Here is a 16,028-nt window from a genome sequence, read left to right on the forward strand (position 1 = left end):
ATCAGCGGCAGTTGCGGGCGATGATCTCGTTCCAGTCGGCGATCGAGCCCTGCATCTGCCCGATGTTCTCGCGGGCGGCGAAGCCGGTCAGGCAGCGTCGGAACGTGTCGCTCGCCGCCTGCATCACCCGGACATGATCGCGGAAGACGAGGCAGCGCTGCGGCATGGGCCGGTTGGCGCTGGCCTCGAGCCTTGAGAGGGCCTGCCGCAGCTGGCCGTCGGTTGCGGCAAGGTCGGTGTTGCACTGGCCGGCGGCCTGCGCTGGCGCGCCAGCGGCGAGGATGGCGATGATCAGCAGGGCCGGGCGCATGAGGATCGATGGCCGCTCAGCGGCATCCATGGGCTACGACGCCCTGCCATTCCATGCGGGACTGGCGTAGGAGGCCGATCTTGGCGGTCCGCTCGGCGCCGGAGGTGCAGGCGTCGATGGCGCCGGTCGCCAGGGTGAGCGAGGCGAGATGCGCCTTGGCGGCGGTGCAATGGTCGGCGGCCGTGGCATCGCCGAGGCTCTCCGCGGCGGTGAGGCTGCGGTGCATCTCGGTCTCGACCGCGGCGAGCCGCTCGCCGCAGGGTAGCGTCGAGGCCTGCGAGGGCCAGGCGGTGAAGACCATGGCGAGGAAGGCGACGGCGGTGGCGGCCACCAGGGCGGCGGCGATTAGGGCGAGGCCATGGGCGTCGGCGCTCTGGGCGCGGGCCTTGGCGAAGGTCGGCTTGCCGAAAGCCTGATGGGCGATGGCGGTCTGGGCGATGCGCATGGCGTGTCCCTCCGGGTCTGGCGTCATGCATGAACCCGTGCCGTTTCTCCGATGTTCCGGGCCGGCGACGGCATGTTTCGCAACGGAAACGCAACGGATGAGCGCCTGGCGGCCGAACAGCCGTCTCCTGCCCGCCGCTCGGCCGCCAGGGGGCGGCCTGCGGTGACGCTGCGCAGCCGCGCAGGGATCGCCACGATGGGCGGTCTGAACGCCGTCGCGCGCGGCGAGATGGGAAGGCTCAGTCTGTGCGCCGGCATGGCTCCCGCACGGGGCGGGAGATCGGCCGATGGCATGATGCGCTGCTGCGGCACTGCCTGGAGGACACTGACCAGGACCAGGAGAGGATGCGCCTGCCGCGATCCTCCCGTCACCCGGCCGAATCAGGCCTCAGCATCAACAGTATTCCCTCGCTCATGCGCTGTGTATTCGGAATTGTCCGCGGGTCAGCCGAGGTTCAGCTCCTTGAAGAAGTCATTGCCCTTGTCGTCGACGACGATGAAGGCGGGGAAGTCCTCCACCTCGATGCGCCAGATCGCCTCCATGCCGAGCTCGGGATACTCAAGGACTTCCACCTTCTTGATGCAGTCCTGGGCGAGGCGGGCGGCCGGGCCGCCGATGGAGCCGAGATAGAAGCCGCCATGCTTGGCGCAGGCCTCGCGCACCTCGCGGGAGCGGTTGCCCTTGGCGAGCATGACCATGGAGCCGCCGGCGGCCTGGAACTGGTCGACGAAGCCGTCCATGCGGCCGGCCGTCGTCGGGCCGAAGGAGCCGGAGGCATAGCCCTCCGGCGTCTTGGCGGGGCCGGCATAATAGACCGGGTGGTTCTTGAAATAGTCCGGCATGGGCTCGCCGCGGTCGAGCCGCTCGCGGATCTTGGCATGGGCGGCGTCGCGGGCGACGATCATCGGGCCGGTGAGCGAGACGCGCGTCTTGATCGGATGCTGCGACAGCGTGCCGAGGATCTCGGACATCGGCCGGGTCAGGTCGATCTTGACGACATCGCCGCCGAGCGCGGCCTCGTCGACCTCGGGGAGGTACTGGGCGGGATGATGCTCCAGCTCCTCGAGGAAGACGCCGTCGCGGGTGATCTTGCCCAACGCCTGGCGGTCGGCCGAGCAGGAGACGGCGATGGCGATGGGCAGCGAGGCGCCATGGCGCGGCATGCGGATGACGCGGACGTCGTGGCAGAAATACTTGCCGCCGAACTGCGCACCGACGCCCATGGCCTGCGTCAGCTTGTGGACCTCGGCCTCCATGGCGAGGTCGCGGAAGGCATGGGCGAATTCCGACCCTTGAGTCGGCAGGGCGTCGAGATAGCGGGCCGAGGCGAGCTTCGCCGTCTTCATCGTGTGCTCGGCGGAGAGGCCGCCGATGACGATGGCGAGGTGATAGGGCGGGCAGGCGGCCGTGCCGAGCGTCAGGATCTTCTCGTGGAGGAACTTGATCATCCGGTCATGGGTGAGGATGGACGGCGGGGCCTGGAAGAGGAAGCTCTTGTTGGCGGAACCGCCGCCCTTGGCCATGAACAGGAACTTGTAGGCGTCCTCGCCCTCCGCATAGATCTCGATCTGGGCGGGCAGGTTGTTGCGGGTGTTCTTCTCCTCGAACATGGAGATCGGCGCCACCTGCGAGTAGCGCAGGTTCTTCTTGGCATAGGCGTCCAGCACGCCCTGGCCGAGCGCCGCCTCGTCCTCGCCCTCGGTCCAGACCAGCCGGCCCTTCTTGCCCATGATGATGGCGGTGCCGGTGTCCTGGCACATGGGCAGCACGCCGCCGGCGGCGATGTTGGCGTTCTTCAGGAGGTCATAGGCGACGAACTTGTCGTTGGCGGTCGCCTCGGGGTCGTCGAGGATGCGGCGGAGCTGCGCGAGATGGCCGGGGCGCAGCAGGTGGTTGATGTCGATGAAGGCCTGCTCGGACAGAAGCCGGATCGCCTCGCGCTCCACCACCAGCACCTCCTTGCCGAGGACGGTCTCGACCCGCACGCCCTCCGAGGTCAGCTTGCGGTAGGGGGTCTCGTCCTTGCCGAGGGGGAAGAGCGAGTAGGAGCCGGCGGCGAGCGGAGCGTTCATGGGCGGAGCCTCTGCAGGAGGTGCCGCGGCCAGCGCTCGGCGGGCGGTCGGCGGCCCGGCACCGCGGCTTCTCTAGCCCAGCGCCGGACCGAATTGAAGTCGTTCCAAAGTGCGTACGAGGTCAGGCCGGGGAGGCGAGGGGCTTGGCCTTCTCCACCACGAAGGTGCTGACGATCTTGACCTTGGCCGCGCTGGCCTTGCCGCCGCCATGGACCGTGCCGGGCGGGATCTGGAAGGCATCGCCGGCCTTGAGGTTGCGCGTGCCGACGCCCTGGATCGGCAGCTCGACCTCGCCCTCCAGCACATAGCCGGTCTCGATGCCGGGATGGGTGTGGGGCGCGACCACCGCGCCGGGGCTGATCTCGACCTCGGCGATGATGGTGACATAGCCCGGCGCCGGGCCATCGGTCTGCGACAGGACCTTGCGGGTGAGGCCGCCGGCGGGCGGCGCGCCCTGGGCTGAGGCCGATGTGGCGAGGCCGGTGGCGGCGAAGCCGGCGACGGCGCAGAGGGCGCAGCCGGTGAAGACGCGGCGGTTCAGTCGGGGCCGGCGCGCGGCCTTCGGTTCGGTCATGTCGGTCATGGGTTCCTCCGGTCGGGCCGGCCTCTTGAGGGGCCGCCTCGGCGACGAGAATGGCACCTGCGGCAGCCCGCCGCATCAGGGCTGCCGGGACCGGCGGATCGGCCGTTCGGACGAGAACGAAAAAAGAACTTGCGAACGAGAACAAAGCATGTACATTGTGGGGTATCAGAGGTTTTGGGCCGAAGGCCTTGCCAGCGGAGGGGAACGACAGCCATGAGTCAGGCCGCACTGCGACTCGTCGAAGGTTCATCCATGGACAAGACCAAGGCGCTGGACGCCGCTCTCTCCCAGATTGAGCGCGCCTTCGGCAAAGGCTCGATCATGCGGCTCGGCAAGAGCGACAAGTCGATCGAGATCGAAACGGTCTCGACCGGCTCGCTCGGTCTCGACATCGCGGTCGGCATCGGCGGCCTGCCGCGCGGCCGCATCGTCGAGATCTACGGGCCGGAATCCTCGGGCAAGACGACGCTGGCGCTGCACACCATCGCCGAGGCGCAGAAGAAGGGCGGCATCTGCGCCTTCATCGATGCCGAGCATGCGCTCGACCCGGTCTATGCCCGCAAGCTCGGGGTGAACCTCGACGAGCTCCTCATCTCCCAGCCCGATGCCGGCGAGCAGGCGCTGGAGATCTGCGACACGCTGGTGCGCTCCGGCGCGGTGGACGTGGTGGTGGTCGATTCGGTCGCGGCCCTCACCCCGCGGGCCGAGCTCGAGGGCGAGATGGGCGAGAACCAGCCGGGCATGCAGGCCCGTCTGATGAGTCAGGCGCTGCGCAAGCTCACCGCCTCGATCTCCAAGTCGAACACGATGGTGATCTTCATCAACCAGATCCGCATGAAGATCGGCGTCATGTACGGCTCGCCGGAGGTGACCACCGGCGGCAACGCGCTGAAGTTCTACGCCTCCGTGCGCCTCGACATCCGCCGCATCGGCGCGATCAAGGATCGCGAGGAGGTGGTCGGCAACCAGACCCGCGTGAAGGTGGTGAAGAACAAGCTGGCGCCGCCCTTCAAGCAGGTCGAGTTCGACATCATGTACGGCGAGGGCGTCTCGAAGATGGGCGAGCTCATCGACCTCGGCGTCAAGGCCGGCGTGGTCGAGAAGTCCGGCGCCTGGTTCTCCTATGACAGCCAGCGCGTCGGCCAGGGCCGCGAGAACGCCAAGGCCTTCCTCAAGCAGAACCCGGACATGGCCGCCAAGATCGAGGCCGCGATCCGCCAGAATGCCGGCCTCATCGCCGAGAAGATCCTCGGCGAGGTCGATCCGGACGGCGACGCCGACAGCCCGGATTGAGGCTGTTCCCGTCCGTCCAGTCCCCCTGTGGGGCATGGCGACAGCGTTATGAGGCAAGGCCGGGTTAGTCCCGGCCTTCGTCGTTTTCGGGACCGGCGAGGGGGCCTTGGGGCGCGACCCGCGCGCTCCCGCTCACCAGGCTGGCCTCGGCCCGTCCCTTCCGAGGGCGATGCGCTGCGACGCCGTCCCCCGCGATAAGCGGTTCCGTTTCGAAAAAAATGCTCTAGAACACCCGCCGACCTTTTTTCTCAGGCGGCCCCCGATCGGGGCGGCCCAACCAGCGTTTCGGCCATGACCGGCGTCAACCAGATCCGCAAGACCTTCCTCGATTTCTTCGGCAAGAACGGCCATTCCGTCGTCGAGTCCTCGCCGCTCGTGCCGCGCAACGACCCGACGCTGATGTTCGCCAATTCCGGCATGGTGCAGTTCAAGAACGTCTTCACCGGCGTCGAGAGGCGGCCCTATTCCACCGCGACCACCGCGCAGAAATGCGTGCGCGCCGGCGGCAAGCACAACGATCTCGACAATGTCGGCTACACCGCCCGGCACCACACCTTCTTCGAGATGCTCGGAAATTTCTCGTTCGGCGACTATTTCAAGGATCGCGCCATCGAGCTCGCCTGGAACCTCATCACCAAGGAGTACGAGCTTCCCGTCTCGCGCCTGCTCGTCACCGTCTTCTCCGAGGACGACGAGGCGTTCGGCCTGTGGAAGAAGATCGCCGGCCTTCCCGATTCCAAGATCATCCGCATCCCGACCTCCGACAATTTCTGGCGGATGGGCGACACGGGTCCCTGCGGCCCCTGCTCGGAGATCTTCTACGACCACGGCGACAAGATCTGGGGCGGCCCGCCCGGCTCGGCCGAGGCCGACGGCGACCGCTTCATCGAGATCTGGAACCTCGTCTTCATGCAGTACGAGGAGCAGGCCGGCGGCATCCGCACCAACCTGCCGCGTCCCTCCATCGACACCGGCATGGGCCTGGAGCGCATCTCCGCCGTCCTGCAGGGCACCCACGACAATTACGAGATCGACCTGATGCGGGCGCTGATCGGCGCCTCGGCGGTGGAGACCGGCGTCGAGCCGGACGGCGCCCAGAAGGTCTCGCACCGGGTCATCGCCGACCACCTGCGCGCCTCCTCCTTCCTCGTCGCCGATGGTGTGCTGCCCTCCAACGAGGGCCGTGGCTACGTGCTCCGCCGCATCATGCGACGCGCCATGCGCCATGCCTCGCTGCTGGGCGCCAAGGATCCGCTGATGCACAAGCTCGTGCCGACGCTGGTGCGCGAGATGGGCCAGGCCTATCCCGAGCTGGTTCGCGCCGAGGCGCTGATCACCGAGACCCTGAAGCTCGAAGAGACCCGCTTCCGCAAGACGCTGGAGCGCGGCCTCACCATCCTCGACACCGAGTCGGCCGGCCTTTCGGAGGGCGCGACCTTCTCCGGCGAGACCGCCTTCACCCTCTACGACACCTACGGCTTCCCGCTCGACCTGACGCAGGACGCGCTGCGCCCGCGCGGCATCGTCGTCGATACCGGCGCCTTCGACGCCGCCATGCAGCTGCAGAAGCAGAAGGCGCGTGCCGCCTGGGCGGGCTCCGGCGAGGCCGCCACCGACACGGTCTGGTTCTCCGTCAAGGAAAAGACCGGCGCCACCGAGTTCCTCGGCTATGACACGGAAACCGCCGAGGGCCAGATCCTCGCCGTGCTGAAGGACGGCGCCGAGGTTGCCGCGCTCGCCGCCGGCGAGACCGGCCTCGTCGTCGTCAACCAGACGCCCTTCTATGGCGAATCCGGTGGCCAGCAGGGCGATCGCGGCACCATGGCCGGCGAGGGCTTCCGCGCCGAGGTCACCGACACCCAGAAGAAGCTCGGCGATCTCTTCGTCCATGTGGTTTCCGTCACCGAGGGGCGCCTCGCCCCCGGCCAGCCTGTGCTGCTCAGCGTCGACCATGCTCGCCGCTCCGCCATCCGCTCGAACCACTCGGCCACGCACCTCCTGCACGAGGCGCTGCGCCAGGTGCTCGGTGACCATGTCGCGCAGAAGGGCTCGCTGGTCTCGCCCGACCGGCTGCGCTTCGACTTCTCCCACAACAAGCCGATCGGCGATGATGAGCTCGCCGCGGTCGAGGACCTCGCCAACCGCGTGCTCCTCGCCAACACCCCCGTCGTCACCCGCCTGATGGGCCAGGAGGAGGCGGTGGCCTCCGGCGCCCGCGCGCTCTTCGGCGAGAAGTACGGCGACGAGGTTCGCGTCGTCTCCATGGGCCCGACGCCGGAAGGCTCCAACGCCTCCGGCTGGTCGGTCGAACTCTGCGGCGGCACCCATGTCGCCCGCACCGGCGATATCGGCCTCGTCACCGTGGTGGGTGAGGGCGCGGTTGCGGCCGGCGTGCGCCGCATCGAGGCCATGACGGGCGATGCCGCGCGCCGCCACCTTGCCGAGCAGGCCCGCAAGCTCGAGGCCGTCGCCGCGCTGGTGAAGACCTCCGTCGGCGATGTCGAGGCGCGCGTCGAGGCCCTGGTCGAGGATCGCCGCCGGCTCGAGCGCGAACTCGCCGAGGCCAAGAAGAAGCTCGCCATGGGCGGCGGCGCGGCCGGCGCCGATCCGATCAAGACCGTCGGCAGCCTCAAGCTGCTGGCCAAGAGCGTCACCGGCATCGACATGCGCGACCTCAAGGGCCTCGCCGATGCCGGCAAGGCGCAGGTCGGCTCCGGCGTCGTCGCGATTGTCGGCGTCACCGAGGATGGCAAGGCCGGCATCGTCGTCGGCGTGACCCCGGATCTCGCCGGCCGCGTCAACGCCGTGGACCTCGTGCGCCTCGGCTCGGAGGCGCTGGGCGGCAAGGGCGGCGGTGGTCGCCCGGACATGGCCCAGGCCGGTGGTCCGGACGGCAGCAAGGCCGACGAGGCGCTGGCCGCCATCGAGAAGGCGCTCGCCGCCGCCTGACCTTGCGGGGCGTCAATCGACGCCGCCATCGTTTTGCGCCAAGGTGGGTGATGATCCACCCATCCCCGCCTGCGCCCCCCGGTCCGCCGGCCCTCAAGCGGCGGCTGGGCCTCACGCTCCTCGTTCTCTATGGCGTCGGCATCACCGTCGGCGCCGGCATCTATGTCCTGGTCGGCGCGGTTGCCGGACGGGCAGGGCCCCATGCGCCCTGGGCCTTCGCCATGGCCGCCATCGTCATGGCGCTGACGGTGGCCTCCTATGCCGAACTCTGCACCCGCTTCCCCGTCAGCGCTGGCGAAGCCGCCTATCTGCGCGAGGCCTTCGGGTCGCGGCTGGTCTCGATCCTGACCGGGCTCATGACGCTGCTCGTCGGCATCGTCTCATCGGCCGCGGTGACCCTCGGGGCTGCCGGCTACATCCACGCGCTCACCGGATGGCCGCGGGAGGCGATCATCGTCGTGGTGGTGCTTGGCCTTGGCCTCGTCGCGGCCTGGGGCATCCTCGAATCGGTCGTGGTGGCGGCGGTCTTCACCGTGCTGGAGGTGGGCGGCCTGCTGATGGTCATCCTCGCCGCCGCGGGCGCAGGCGTTCCCTTCGGCGCCGCGATCGTCACGCTGCCACCGGCCGATCTCTCCATCCTCTCGGGCATTGCCGCCGCCAGCCTGATCGCCTTCTTCGCCTTCATCGGCTTCGAGGACCTCGCCAACGTGGCGGAGGAGGCGCAGGAGCCGCACCGCACCCTGCCGCTTGCCATGGTTCTGACCCTCATCATCGCCACGGTGCTCTATGTGGTCGTCGCCGCCGTCGCGGTGACCGCCGTCCCGCCGACGGAACTCGCCGCCTCCGAGGCGCCGCTCAGCCTCGTCTTCCAGCGCCTTGCCGGGACCGGACCGGTGACGCTCGGCCTCATCGCCATCGTCGCGACGCTCAACACCGTCCTCGCCCAGATGACCATGGCGACGCGGGTGGTCTATGGTATGGCGCGGCAGGGCGACCTGCCGGCACCGCTCGCCGCGGTCCATGCCGGCACGGGAACGCCGCTGCGGGCGACGGCGCTGGTCGCGCTGGCGGTCCTGATCCTGGCCCTCGGCGTCGGGCTGGAGCGCCTTGCCGCCGGCACGTCCTTCGCGACGCTGCTGATCTTCGCGCTGGTCAATGTCGCGCTGCTGCGCCTCAAATGGCGCGGCGTCATCACCGCCGCGCCCCATGTCACCGTGCCTGCCGTGGTGCCGGCGGCGGGGCTCGCGACCTGCCTCGCCATGGCGGCGATGGCGCTGCTGCTCGGCTGAGCGCCGCGCCGCCTCAGAAGATCTTGCGGTACTGCACGAAGCCCGAGCGGTCGGCGATGCGGTCGTAGAGCAGCATGGCGTGGCTGTTGGTCTCGTGCGTCAGCCAGTGGACGCGGCCGGCGCCCTTCTCCCGGGCGATGGCATAGACCTTTTCGATGAGGGCGCGTCCGGCGCCGGTGCCGCGCAGCTCGGGATCGACGAAGAGGTCCTGCAGGTAGCAATAGTCCTCCACCGTCCAGCAGGAGCGATGGAGAATGGCGTGGACGATGCCGACCATGCGCTCGCCGTCGAAGGCGCCATAGGCCCACATGGGCTCGGCCGGATCGTGGAAGCGCGCCCAGGTCACGTCGGTGACGCTCGTGGGAATGTCGACCTTGTAGAAGGCCTGGTAGCCACGCCAGAGCGGCTCCCACTGGGCGCGGTCGGCGGGCGTGAGCTCGCGGGTGGTGACGGTCATGGCAGGCCTCCTCCGGCCTGAGTGTGCCGATGGCGCGAGGAGCGTCCAGCGCGCTTTTCTCATCGCGGCCATCAGCGGCGGCGATGGGCGCGGCCCCGGCAAGGGTCCGTTAAGGGCTCTTGGGCATGAATGGGGGCGAGGAAAGGATTTCCGCCATGGTCTCCAGTCTCGGCCCGAGTGCCTGGGACACGATGCAGTCCTACAGCACCCGCCGCAGCTATGGCGCGGCGCAGGGGTTGGCGAACTCGTCCGCCATGGCCAGCCAGCTCTTCGGCGCCGATCCCTCCACCAATGCCGCCCTCGCTATTTTCGGCGTCGATACGGGCTCGTCCGATGCCCTTTTCGCCTCCACCAACGAGGGCCGCGAGGCCTCGATGACCATCGCCATGGCTCGGGCCGCCTGGGCCAAGGACACGCCGACCAAGGCGGACGAGGTCACGGCCAAGGCGCTCGCCGGCGACGGGCTCGGCGACATTTTCGACTTCTTCGCCTGAGGGGCAGGGGCGGCCTGTAACGGGCTGAGGCCGTCATGCATGGGCGTGGCGGGTCCTGACGACTGCCGCCCTGCAAATCCCAAGTGCGTCCTTCGAGGCTCGGGCTAACCGCCCTCGCACCTCAGGATGAGGATGGTGGCGCCTGGCATCAAGGACAGGCCGAGGGGCCGTCGCTGCCTTCATCAGACCCTCGTGCCATCCGCCACTGTCCTCATCCTGAGGTGCGAGCGCATCGCGAGAGGCGAACGCATCTCGCGTTCGCTCGATGCTATGGCGAGCCTCGAAGGACGCACTTGGGTCATGCAGGGCATGGAGCCCCGCTTTTCGGCCACAGGGATCGGCCCCCCAAACGACTAGGGCCGCCCGGATCGCTCCGGACGGCCCTGTCACACAGCGGCCGGACCGCTGGTCAGTTCAGACGTGTCAGTTCCACTTGCCCATGGCGGCCGAGAGATTCTCGGACACCTTGTCGAGGAAGCCGGTGGTGGAGAGCCACTTCTGGTCGGCGCCGACGAGGAGGGCGAGGTCCTTGGTCATGTAGCCGGCCTCGACGGTGTCGATGCAGACCTTCTCCAGCTCCTCGGCGAAGCGCTTCAGCTGCGCGTTGTCGTCGAGCTTGGCGCGATGGGCGAGGCCGCGCGACCAGGCGAAGATGGAGGCGATCGAGTTGGTCGAGGTCTCCTTGCCCTTCTGGTGCTCGCGGTAGTGACGGGTGACGGTGCCGTGGGCGGCCTCGGCCTCGACGGTCTTGCCGTCGGGGGTCAGCAGCACGGAGGTCATCAGGCCGAGCGAGCCGAAGCCCTGGGCGACGATGTCCGACTGCACGTCGCCGTCGTAGTTCTTGCACGCCCAGACATAGCCGCCGGACCACTTGAGCGCCGAGGCGACCATGTCGTCGATGAGGCGGTGCTCGTAGTGGATCTTCTTCTTCTCGAACTCCGCCTTGAACTCGGCGTCGAAGATCTGCTGGAAGATCTCCATGAAGCGGCCGTCATACTGCTTCAGGATGGTATTCTTGGTCGACAGGTAGACCGGATAGCTGCGGGCCAGGCCGTAGTTGAACGAGGCGCGGGCGAAGTCCTTGATCGACTCGTCGAGGTTGTACATGGCCATGGCGACGCCGGAGCCGGGGGCCTTGAAGACCTCGCGCTCGATGACCTGGCCGTCCTCGCCGACGAACTTGATGGTCAGCGTGCCCTTGCCGGGGAACTTGAAGTCGGTGGCGCGGTACTGGTCGCCAAAGGCGTGGCGGCCGACGACGATCGGCTGGGTCCAGCCGGGGACGAGGCGCGGCACGTTCTTGCAGATGATCGGCTCGCGGAAGATGACGCCGCCGAGGATGTTGCGGATGGTGCCGTTCGGCGACTTCCACATCTCCTTCAGGCCGAATTCCTTCACGCGGCCCTCGTCGGGGGTGATGGTGGCGCACTTCACGCCGACGCCGTGCTTCTTGATCGCGTTGGCAGCGTCGATCGTCACCTGGTCATTGGTGGCGTCGCGGTGCTCCACGCCGAGATCGTAGTACTCGAGGTTCACGTCCAGATAGGGATGGATCAGCTTCTTCTTGATCAGATCCCAGATGATGCGGGTCATTTCATCGCCGTCGAGCTCGACGACGGTGCCCGTGACCTTGATCTTCGACATGGGTCGGCCTTGCAGGGGCGCTACGGATCGTGAGGACTCAGCGTCGGGGCATCCGGTCGCGCGCCCTCCGACGTCCGGCGCCGCCGCCACTGGCGCGGGCCTCTTAGCAGAGGCAAGGGCCGGGGGACAGGGAGAAGAAAGGAGGGGAGGGGGCTGTTTTGCCCGAAAAATCCCGCTTCCGATCTGTTCATTCGCGCTTGTCCGGATAACAGCCTCCCGAAAGACCCGCTGACCGGCCGCGGCGCGATCGGCTAAGTCCAACGCCCCGTCCGGCGCGATCCCCTGGCCCCCATGCAAACCTTCGCCGCCCTGCTCTTCGCCTACGTGCTCTCCATCTTCTTCCGCTCGTTCCTGTCGGTGCTGGCGACGAAGATCATGGCGGATATGGGCATCGGCGCCACCGAGCTCGCCGCCATGAGCTCGGCCTGGTTCATCGTCTTCGCGGTGATGCAGTTCCCCGTCGGCTGGGCGCTCGACGCGCTGGGACCGCGGCGGACCGTCATTCCGCTGATGCTGGTCGGCGGCATCGGCGTCGTGCTCTTCCCCTTCGCACCCGACGCCACCACCGGCGCGTTCGCCATGGGGCTCATCGGGGTTGGCTGCGCGCCGGTCTTCATGGGGGCGCTCTACATCTTCGCCCGCACCGCCGAGCCGAGCCGCTTCGGCCTCCTCGCCTCGCTGCTGCTCGGCTTCGGCTCCATCGGCAACCTCATCGGCACGACGCCGCTGGCGCTGGCCGCGGAGGCCTGGGGCTGGCGGCAGGCGATGATGGGCCTTGCCGTGCTCTATGGCCTTGCCTTCGTCATGGCCGTGCTCTTCCTGAAGGACCCGCCGCGCATCGCCGCGCAGGCGGGGTCCGGCGTCCTTGCCGGGCTCGGCGAGATCCTCCGCCAGCGCGTCATCTGGCTATTCATGCCCATCGTGCTGTTCAGCTACGCCATCACCGTGACGCTGCGCGGCCTGTGGGTCGCGCCCTTCCTCGAGAAGGTGGTCGGCCTCGACACGCTGGCGCAGGGCGATGTCGCCCTCGCCATGGCCATCGCCATGACGCTGAGCGCCTTCCTCTTCGGCGCCATCGAGAGCCGCATCGGCCGCGCCAAGGCGCTGGCGCTGGGCGGCAACCTCGTCATGGTCGGCGTGCTCGCCGCCCTCGCGGCCGTGGGCAAGCCGACCGTCCCGGCGGCAACGCTGGCCTTCATCGTGCTGGGCTTCTGCGGCTTCGGCTACACGATCCTCATGGCCCACATGCGACCGCTCTTCCCCGACCATCTCGTCGGGCGCGGCATGACGCTGATGAACTTCCTCTTCATCGGCGGCGCCGCGCTGGTGCAGACCGGCTCCGGCTGGCTCATCGACCAGGGCCGCACCGCCGGGATCGGCGAGGTCGAGACCTTCGCGCGGATGCATCTGGTGCTCGCCGCGGTGCTGTTCGCGGCGACGCTCGTGTACCTGCTGACGCCGCCGGGACCGAAGCGGCGCTGAGGCGTCACTTCTTGATGCAGGCGACCTGGTGGACGGCGTCCTTGGTCGCGGCGACGATCTCCGCCGCCTCGCGCTTGGCTCCCTCGGTGGAGGCCACGGTGAAGGCGATCCCATGGCGGCGCAGGAAGAGCTCCGCCAGTTCCGAGCGGATGGCGAAGTTCACGGATTGCGGAATGTCGCCCGTGGAGCGCGCCACCCGCGTGGCGTTGAGCTTGCCGGTGACGATGCCGACGAGGCGGCCGGAGCGATCGAGCAGCGGGCCGCCGGAATTGCCCGGCTGGACCGCTGCGCTGATCTGCAGGAAGCGCGTGTCGCCGCCGATCCCCGCCAGCGCCGACACATCGCCGCGGGTCATGTTGAGGCCATTGGCCAGGATGTTCTGCAGCGGGAACCCGAGGGCAATGATCTCCTCGCCGATGGTCGGCGAGCGTGGCGCGAAGGTGAGCGGCGTTGCCGGCACGACGGCTCCGACCTGGAGCAGCGCAATGTCGTTGGTGGCATCGGCATCGACGAGGCGGGCCGGACCGAAGACGCCGATGGCGATCGAGGCGCAGTCCGTCACCCCATGGGCGTTGGTCAGAAAATAGCCGGAAGAGCTGACGAGGAAGCCGGTGCCCGTCGACAGGCCCTGACGGATCGGTTCGGACGGGCCGCCGACGCCGGACGGGGTGCCCGCGGGCGCCGCCGGCTGCGGTTCGGAGGCTACCGGAGGCAGGGGCTGCAGGTTCTGGCTCGGCGGCAGCGAGGCCTGCCGGCTGCGCAGGTTACCGACATCGGCCTGGGATTCCGCCACGCTCATGCCGTTGGCGTCGGGACGGAAGTCGCTCGACATGGCGGAGACCACCGGCCCGAGGATCGGCGTCAGCATGGGATCGTAGCTGATGGCGAACCCGCGCAGCGCGCCGCCGGTGTCGTGCATCCGGACGTAGTAGGAGCGCCCCGAGGCTTCGGCGCCGGCGATGACGAACCAGTTGCCGCGGAAGACCTTGTAGTGCGCCGGCGGCCGGTTGCGCAGCGTCATGTCGTAGTGCTCGCCAAGGCTGCGCTCGGCCCGCGGGATCTCCATGGTGACGATGTCGATGTCGCCGTTCGGCGAGCGCAGGCGGGTGCCGCGGCGCACGCGTTCGGTCGTGGCGATGAGGTTGGCGGGCACGCCGACGACGGTGCCGGTGGCATCATCGCGCAGCGTCCGATAGCCGACCCCGTCCCGCACCCGCTTGGCGTCGGCGAGCAGGCGGTCGAGCTCATCGGCGCGCAGGATGCCGGTCTGCGGCCGGCCGAGCCGGGCCTGGTATTCCCGAATGGCGTTGATGGTGCGCGGGGTGATGTTGCCGTCGGCGATGGCGGGGAAGGTATTCACCCAGATGAGGGAGCGCTGCAGGCCGATCCGCGCCGAGAGGTCCATGCCGCCATAGAAGCGGATGGCCTCCTCGTTGGCCTGCGCAGGCAGGGCCGCAAGCCCGAGAAGCAAGCCCACCACGGCCGCGATGCGTTGGATGTGCCGGATCATGTCGCGCCCCGTCCCAGAGGCCACGATTATTCGAAAGTTCCCTGCGGGAAGACAAGGGGAAATCCTGCCGTCCACAACCGGGACGCGCTGCGGTACTGGGTTCTTCCTTGTCTCACGCCGGCTTCACACGCCCCGCCACGGCGCGGATCTGCCGCGGCCCGGCCATCCAGATGGCGGCGGCGGAGGCAAGGCTCACCGCGATGCCGATGAGGAAGGCGAGGCGGTAGCTGCCGGTGAGGTCGTGGATGAGGCCGGTGACATAGGGCCCGGCGGCGCCGCCTGAAAGCGCCACGAACATGACCGTGCCGAAGATCGTGCCGAAATGCCGGCCCTGGAAGATCTCGGCCACCACGGCGCCCATGATCGAGGTGAGGCCGTAGCCGAAGAAGCCCTGCACCGCGACCATGGCATAGACGAGGACGAGGGAGGGGGCGCTCTCCAGCGCCACCAGGGCGACGAAGCAGAGGGCGAAGCCGCCGACCGCGATGGTCCAGATCCATTCGCGGCCGATGCGGTCGGAGAGCGCGCCGAGCGCAATGCCGCCGGGCACGCCGAGCAGGCTGACGATGCCGAGGGCCCAGGCCGCGGCCGTCGAGCCGAAGCCGATCTCGACGAGATACTTGGTCTGGTGGACCTGCACGGCGTACCAGACATAGAGCCCGCCGAAATAGCCAAGCGACAGCCACCAGAACCGGGCTGTCCTGAGCGCCCGGGCGAGCGTCCAGTCGGTGGCTGCCCAGGCCGTGTCGATGATGTTGGAGGGCGGCGGGGTGGCGCCGGCGAGCGGCCGCGCGTCGCCGTCCGGCTCGAGGCCCATATCCTGCGGGCGCTTGCGCAGGAGCAGGTTCAGCGGCGCGAGGACGACAAGGATCAGGATGCCCATGGCAAGGCTCGCCTGACGCCAACCGGCGCCGTCGATCATGGTCTGCACCCAGGGCAGCAGCGTCACCGAGCCGAGGCCGACGCCGGCGAAGGCCATGCCGATGGCAAGGCCGCGGTTGCGGACGAACCAGTTGGGCAGGAACAGGGACTGGCCAGAATAGCCGAGGCAGACGGAGCCCGAGCCGACGAGGACGCCGATGGTGAGGTAGAGGTGCCAGGGCTGCGAGGTGAGCGGGGCGAGCAGCAGCCCCGCGCCCATGAGCATCACGCCGAGCTCCATGACCGTGCGCGGGCCGGTGCGGTCCATGAGCTTGCCCATGAGCGGCGAGAGCACGGCCGAGACGAGGAAGCCGAAGGAGAAGGCGCCGGCGGTGAGGCCGCGGTCCCAGCCGAACTCGTCGATGATCGGCGCATAGAGCAGGGAGAAGGAGGTGCGGGCGTTGACGCCGATGCCCATGGTGACGAAGGTCACCGCGACGATGACCCAGCCGTAATAGAAGGGCAGGCGCATGGGTCTCTCCCCGGCGCCCGTGATGTTCTGTCCTTGGCGGGCACCGTCGGCATCATGGCCCGGGGCCTGCCTGAGGCCAATTCCCTCGAAGGTCATTGGCGAGGTTC

General features: G+C 68.7%; 13 protein-coding genes. 5 read left to right on the forward strand and 8 right to left on the reverse strand.

The genetic code is table 11. The annotated features are described in order from the left end of the window. Nucleotide 1: 1 nt before the first annotated feature. The 4 genes from C8P69_RS17160 to C8P69_RS17175 form a co-directional block, all read right to left on the reverse strand. Complete coding sequence (locus C8P69_RS17160) at nucleotides 2-340, reverse strand: hypothetical protein (RefSeq protein WP_108178660.1); 339 nt, start codon at nucleotides 338-340, stop codon at nucleotides 2-4. Continuing rightward, nucleotides 327-755: a hypothetical protein gene (locus C8P69_RS17165; protein ID WP_108178661.1), complete on the reverse strand. Its 429-nt coding sequence runs from the start codon at nucleotides 753-755 to the stop codon at nucleotides 327-329. The genes C8P69_RS17160 and C8P69_RS17165 overlap by 14 nt, the downstream gene beginning before the upstream one ends. Before the next feature lie 443 nt (nucleotides 756-1,198). Next, the gene (locus tag C8P69_RS17170; RefSeq protein WP_108178662.1) at nucleotides 1,199-2,827 is read right to left on the reverse strand and encodes a fumarate hydratase; all 1,629 of its coding nucleotides are present in this window, start codon (nucleotides 2,825-2,827) and stop codon (nucleotides 1,199-1,201) included. A gap of 121 nt (nucleotides 2,828-2,948) precedes the next feature. Continuing rightward, the gene (locus C8P69_RS17175) at nucleotides 2,949-3,410 is read right to left on the reverse strand and encodes a cupin domain-containing protein (RefSeq protein ID WP_245902104.1); all 462 of its coding nucleotides are present in this window, start codon (nucleotides 3,408-3,410) and stop codon (nucleotides 2,949-2,951) included. A 213-nt stretch (nucleotides 3,411-3,623) separates the two neighbouring features. On the opposite strand from C8P69_RS17175, the gene recA reads away from it, so the two are divergent. From recA to C8P69_RS17190, 3 genes are all read left to right on the forward strand, one after another. Then, a complete protein-coding gene (recA, locus tag C8P69_RS17180; RefSeq protein WP_108178663.1) occupies nucleotides 3,624-4,703 on the forward strand; it encodes a recombinase RecA in 1,080 nt (359 codons plus the stop codon). 291 nt (nucleotides 4,704-4,994) lie between these two features. Further along, nucleotides 4,995-7,652, forward strand: a complete 2,658-nt coding sequence (gene alaS, locus C8P69_RS17185; protein ID WP_108178664.1) for an alanine--tRNA ligase — start codon at nucleotides 4,995-4,997, stop codon at nucleotides 7,650-7,652. A gap of 50 nt (nucleotides 7,653-7,702) precedes the next feature. Beyond that, entirely contained in the window at nucleotides 7,703-8,941 is a 1,239-nt protein-coding gene (locus tag C8P69_RS17190) for an APC family permease (protein ID WP_108178665.1), read from the forward strand. Between the two features lie 13 nt (nucleotides 8,942-8,954). Here the strand turns inward: C8P69_RS17190 and C8P69_RS17195 are convergent, their stop codons facing one another. Further along, complete coding sequence (locus tag C8P69_RS17195; RefSeq protein ID WP_108178666.1) at nucleotides 8,955-9,398, reverse strand: GNAT family N-acetyltransferase; 444 nt, start codon at nucleotides 9,396-9,398, stop codon at nucleotides 8,955-8,957. 155 nt (nucleotides 9,399-9,553) lie between these two features. Between C8P69_RS17195 and C8P69_RS17200 the strand changes: the two genes are divergently transcribed. Next, a complete protein-coding gene (locus tag C8P69_RS17200) occupies nucleotides 9,554-9,892 on the forward strand; it encodes a hypothetical protein (protein ID WP_108178667.1) in 339 nt (112 codons plus the stop codon). Between the two features lie 423 nt (nucleotides 9,893-10,315). Here C8P69_RS17200 and C8P69_RS17210 read toward each other — a convergent pair whose 3' ends face one another. After that, complete coding sequence (locus tag C8P69_RS17210) at nucleotides 10,316-11,536, reverse strand: NADP-dependent isocitrate dehydrogenase (protein WP_108178669.1); 1,221 nt, start codon at nucleotides 11,534-11,536, stop codon at nucleotides 10,316-10,318. 291 nt (nucleotides 11,537-11,827) lie between these two features. Between C8P69_RS17210 and C8P69_RS17215 the strand changes: the two genes are divergently transcribed. Next, nucleotides 11,828-13,018 (forward strand): MFS transporter, encoded by a 1,191-nt coding sequence (locus C8P69_RS17215; protein WP_108178670.1) that lies wholly within the window; start codon nucleotides 11,828-11,830, stop codon nucleotides 13,016-13,018. Between the two features lie 4 nt (nucleotides 13,019-13,022). On the opposite strand, the gene C8P69_RS17220 is transcribed toward C8P69_RS17215, so the two are convergent. Both C8P69_RS17220 and C8P69_RS17225 read right to left on the reverse strand, forming a co-directional pair. After that, on the reverse strand, nucleotides 13,023-14,528 hold the full coding sequence (locus C8P69_RS17220; protein WP_108178671.1) for a serine protease: 1,506 nt from the start codon (nucleotides 14,526-14,528) through the stop codon (nucleotides 13,023-13,025). A 112-nt stretch (nucleotides 14,529-14,640) separates the two neighbouring features. Then, entirely contained in the window at nucleotides 14,641-15,921 is a 1,281-nt protein-coding gene (locus C8P69_RS17225; RefSeq protein WP_108178672.1) for an MFS transporter, read from the reverse strand. Nucleotides 15,922-16,028: the final 107 nt, after the last annotated feature.

The organism is Phreatobacter oligotrophus, assembly GCF_003046185.1.
Lineage (GTDB): Bacteria > Pseudomonadota > Alphaproteobacteria > Rhizobiales > Phreatobacteraceae > Phreatobacter > Phreatobacter oligotrophus.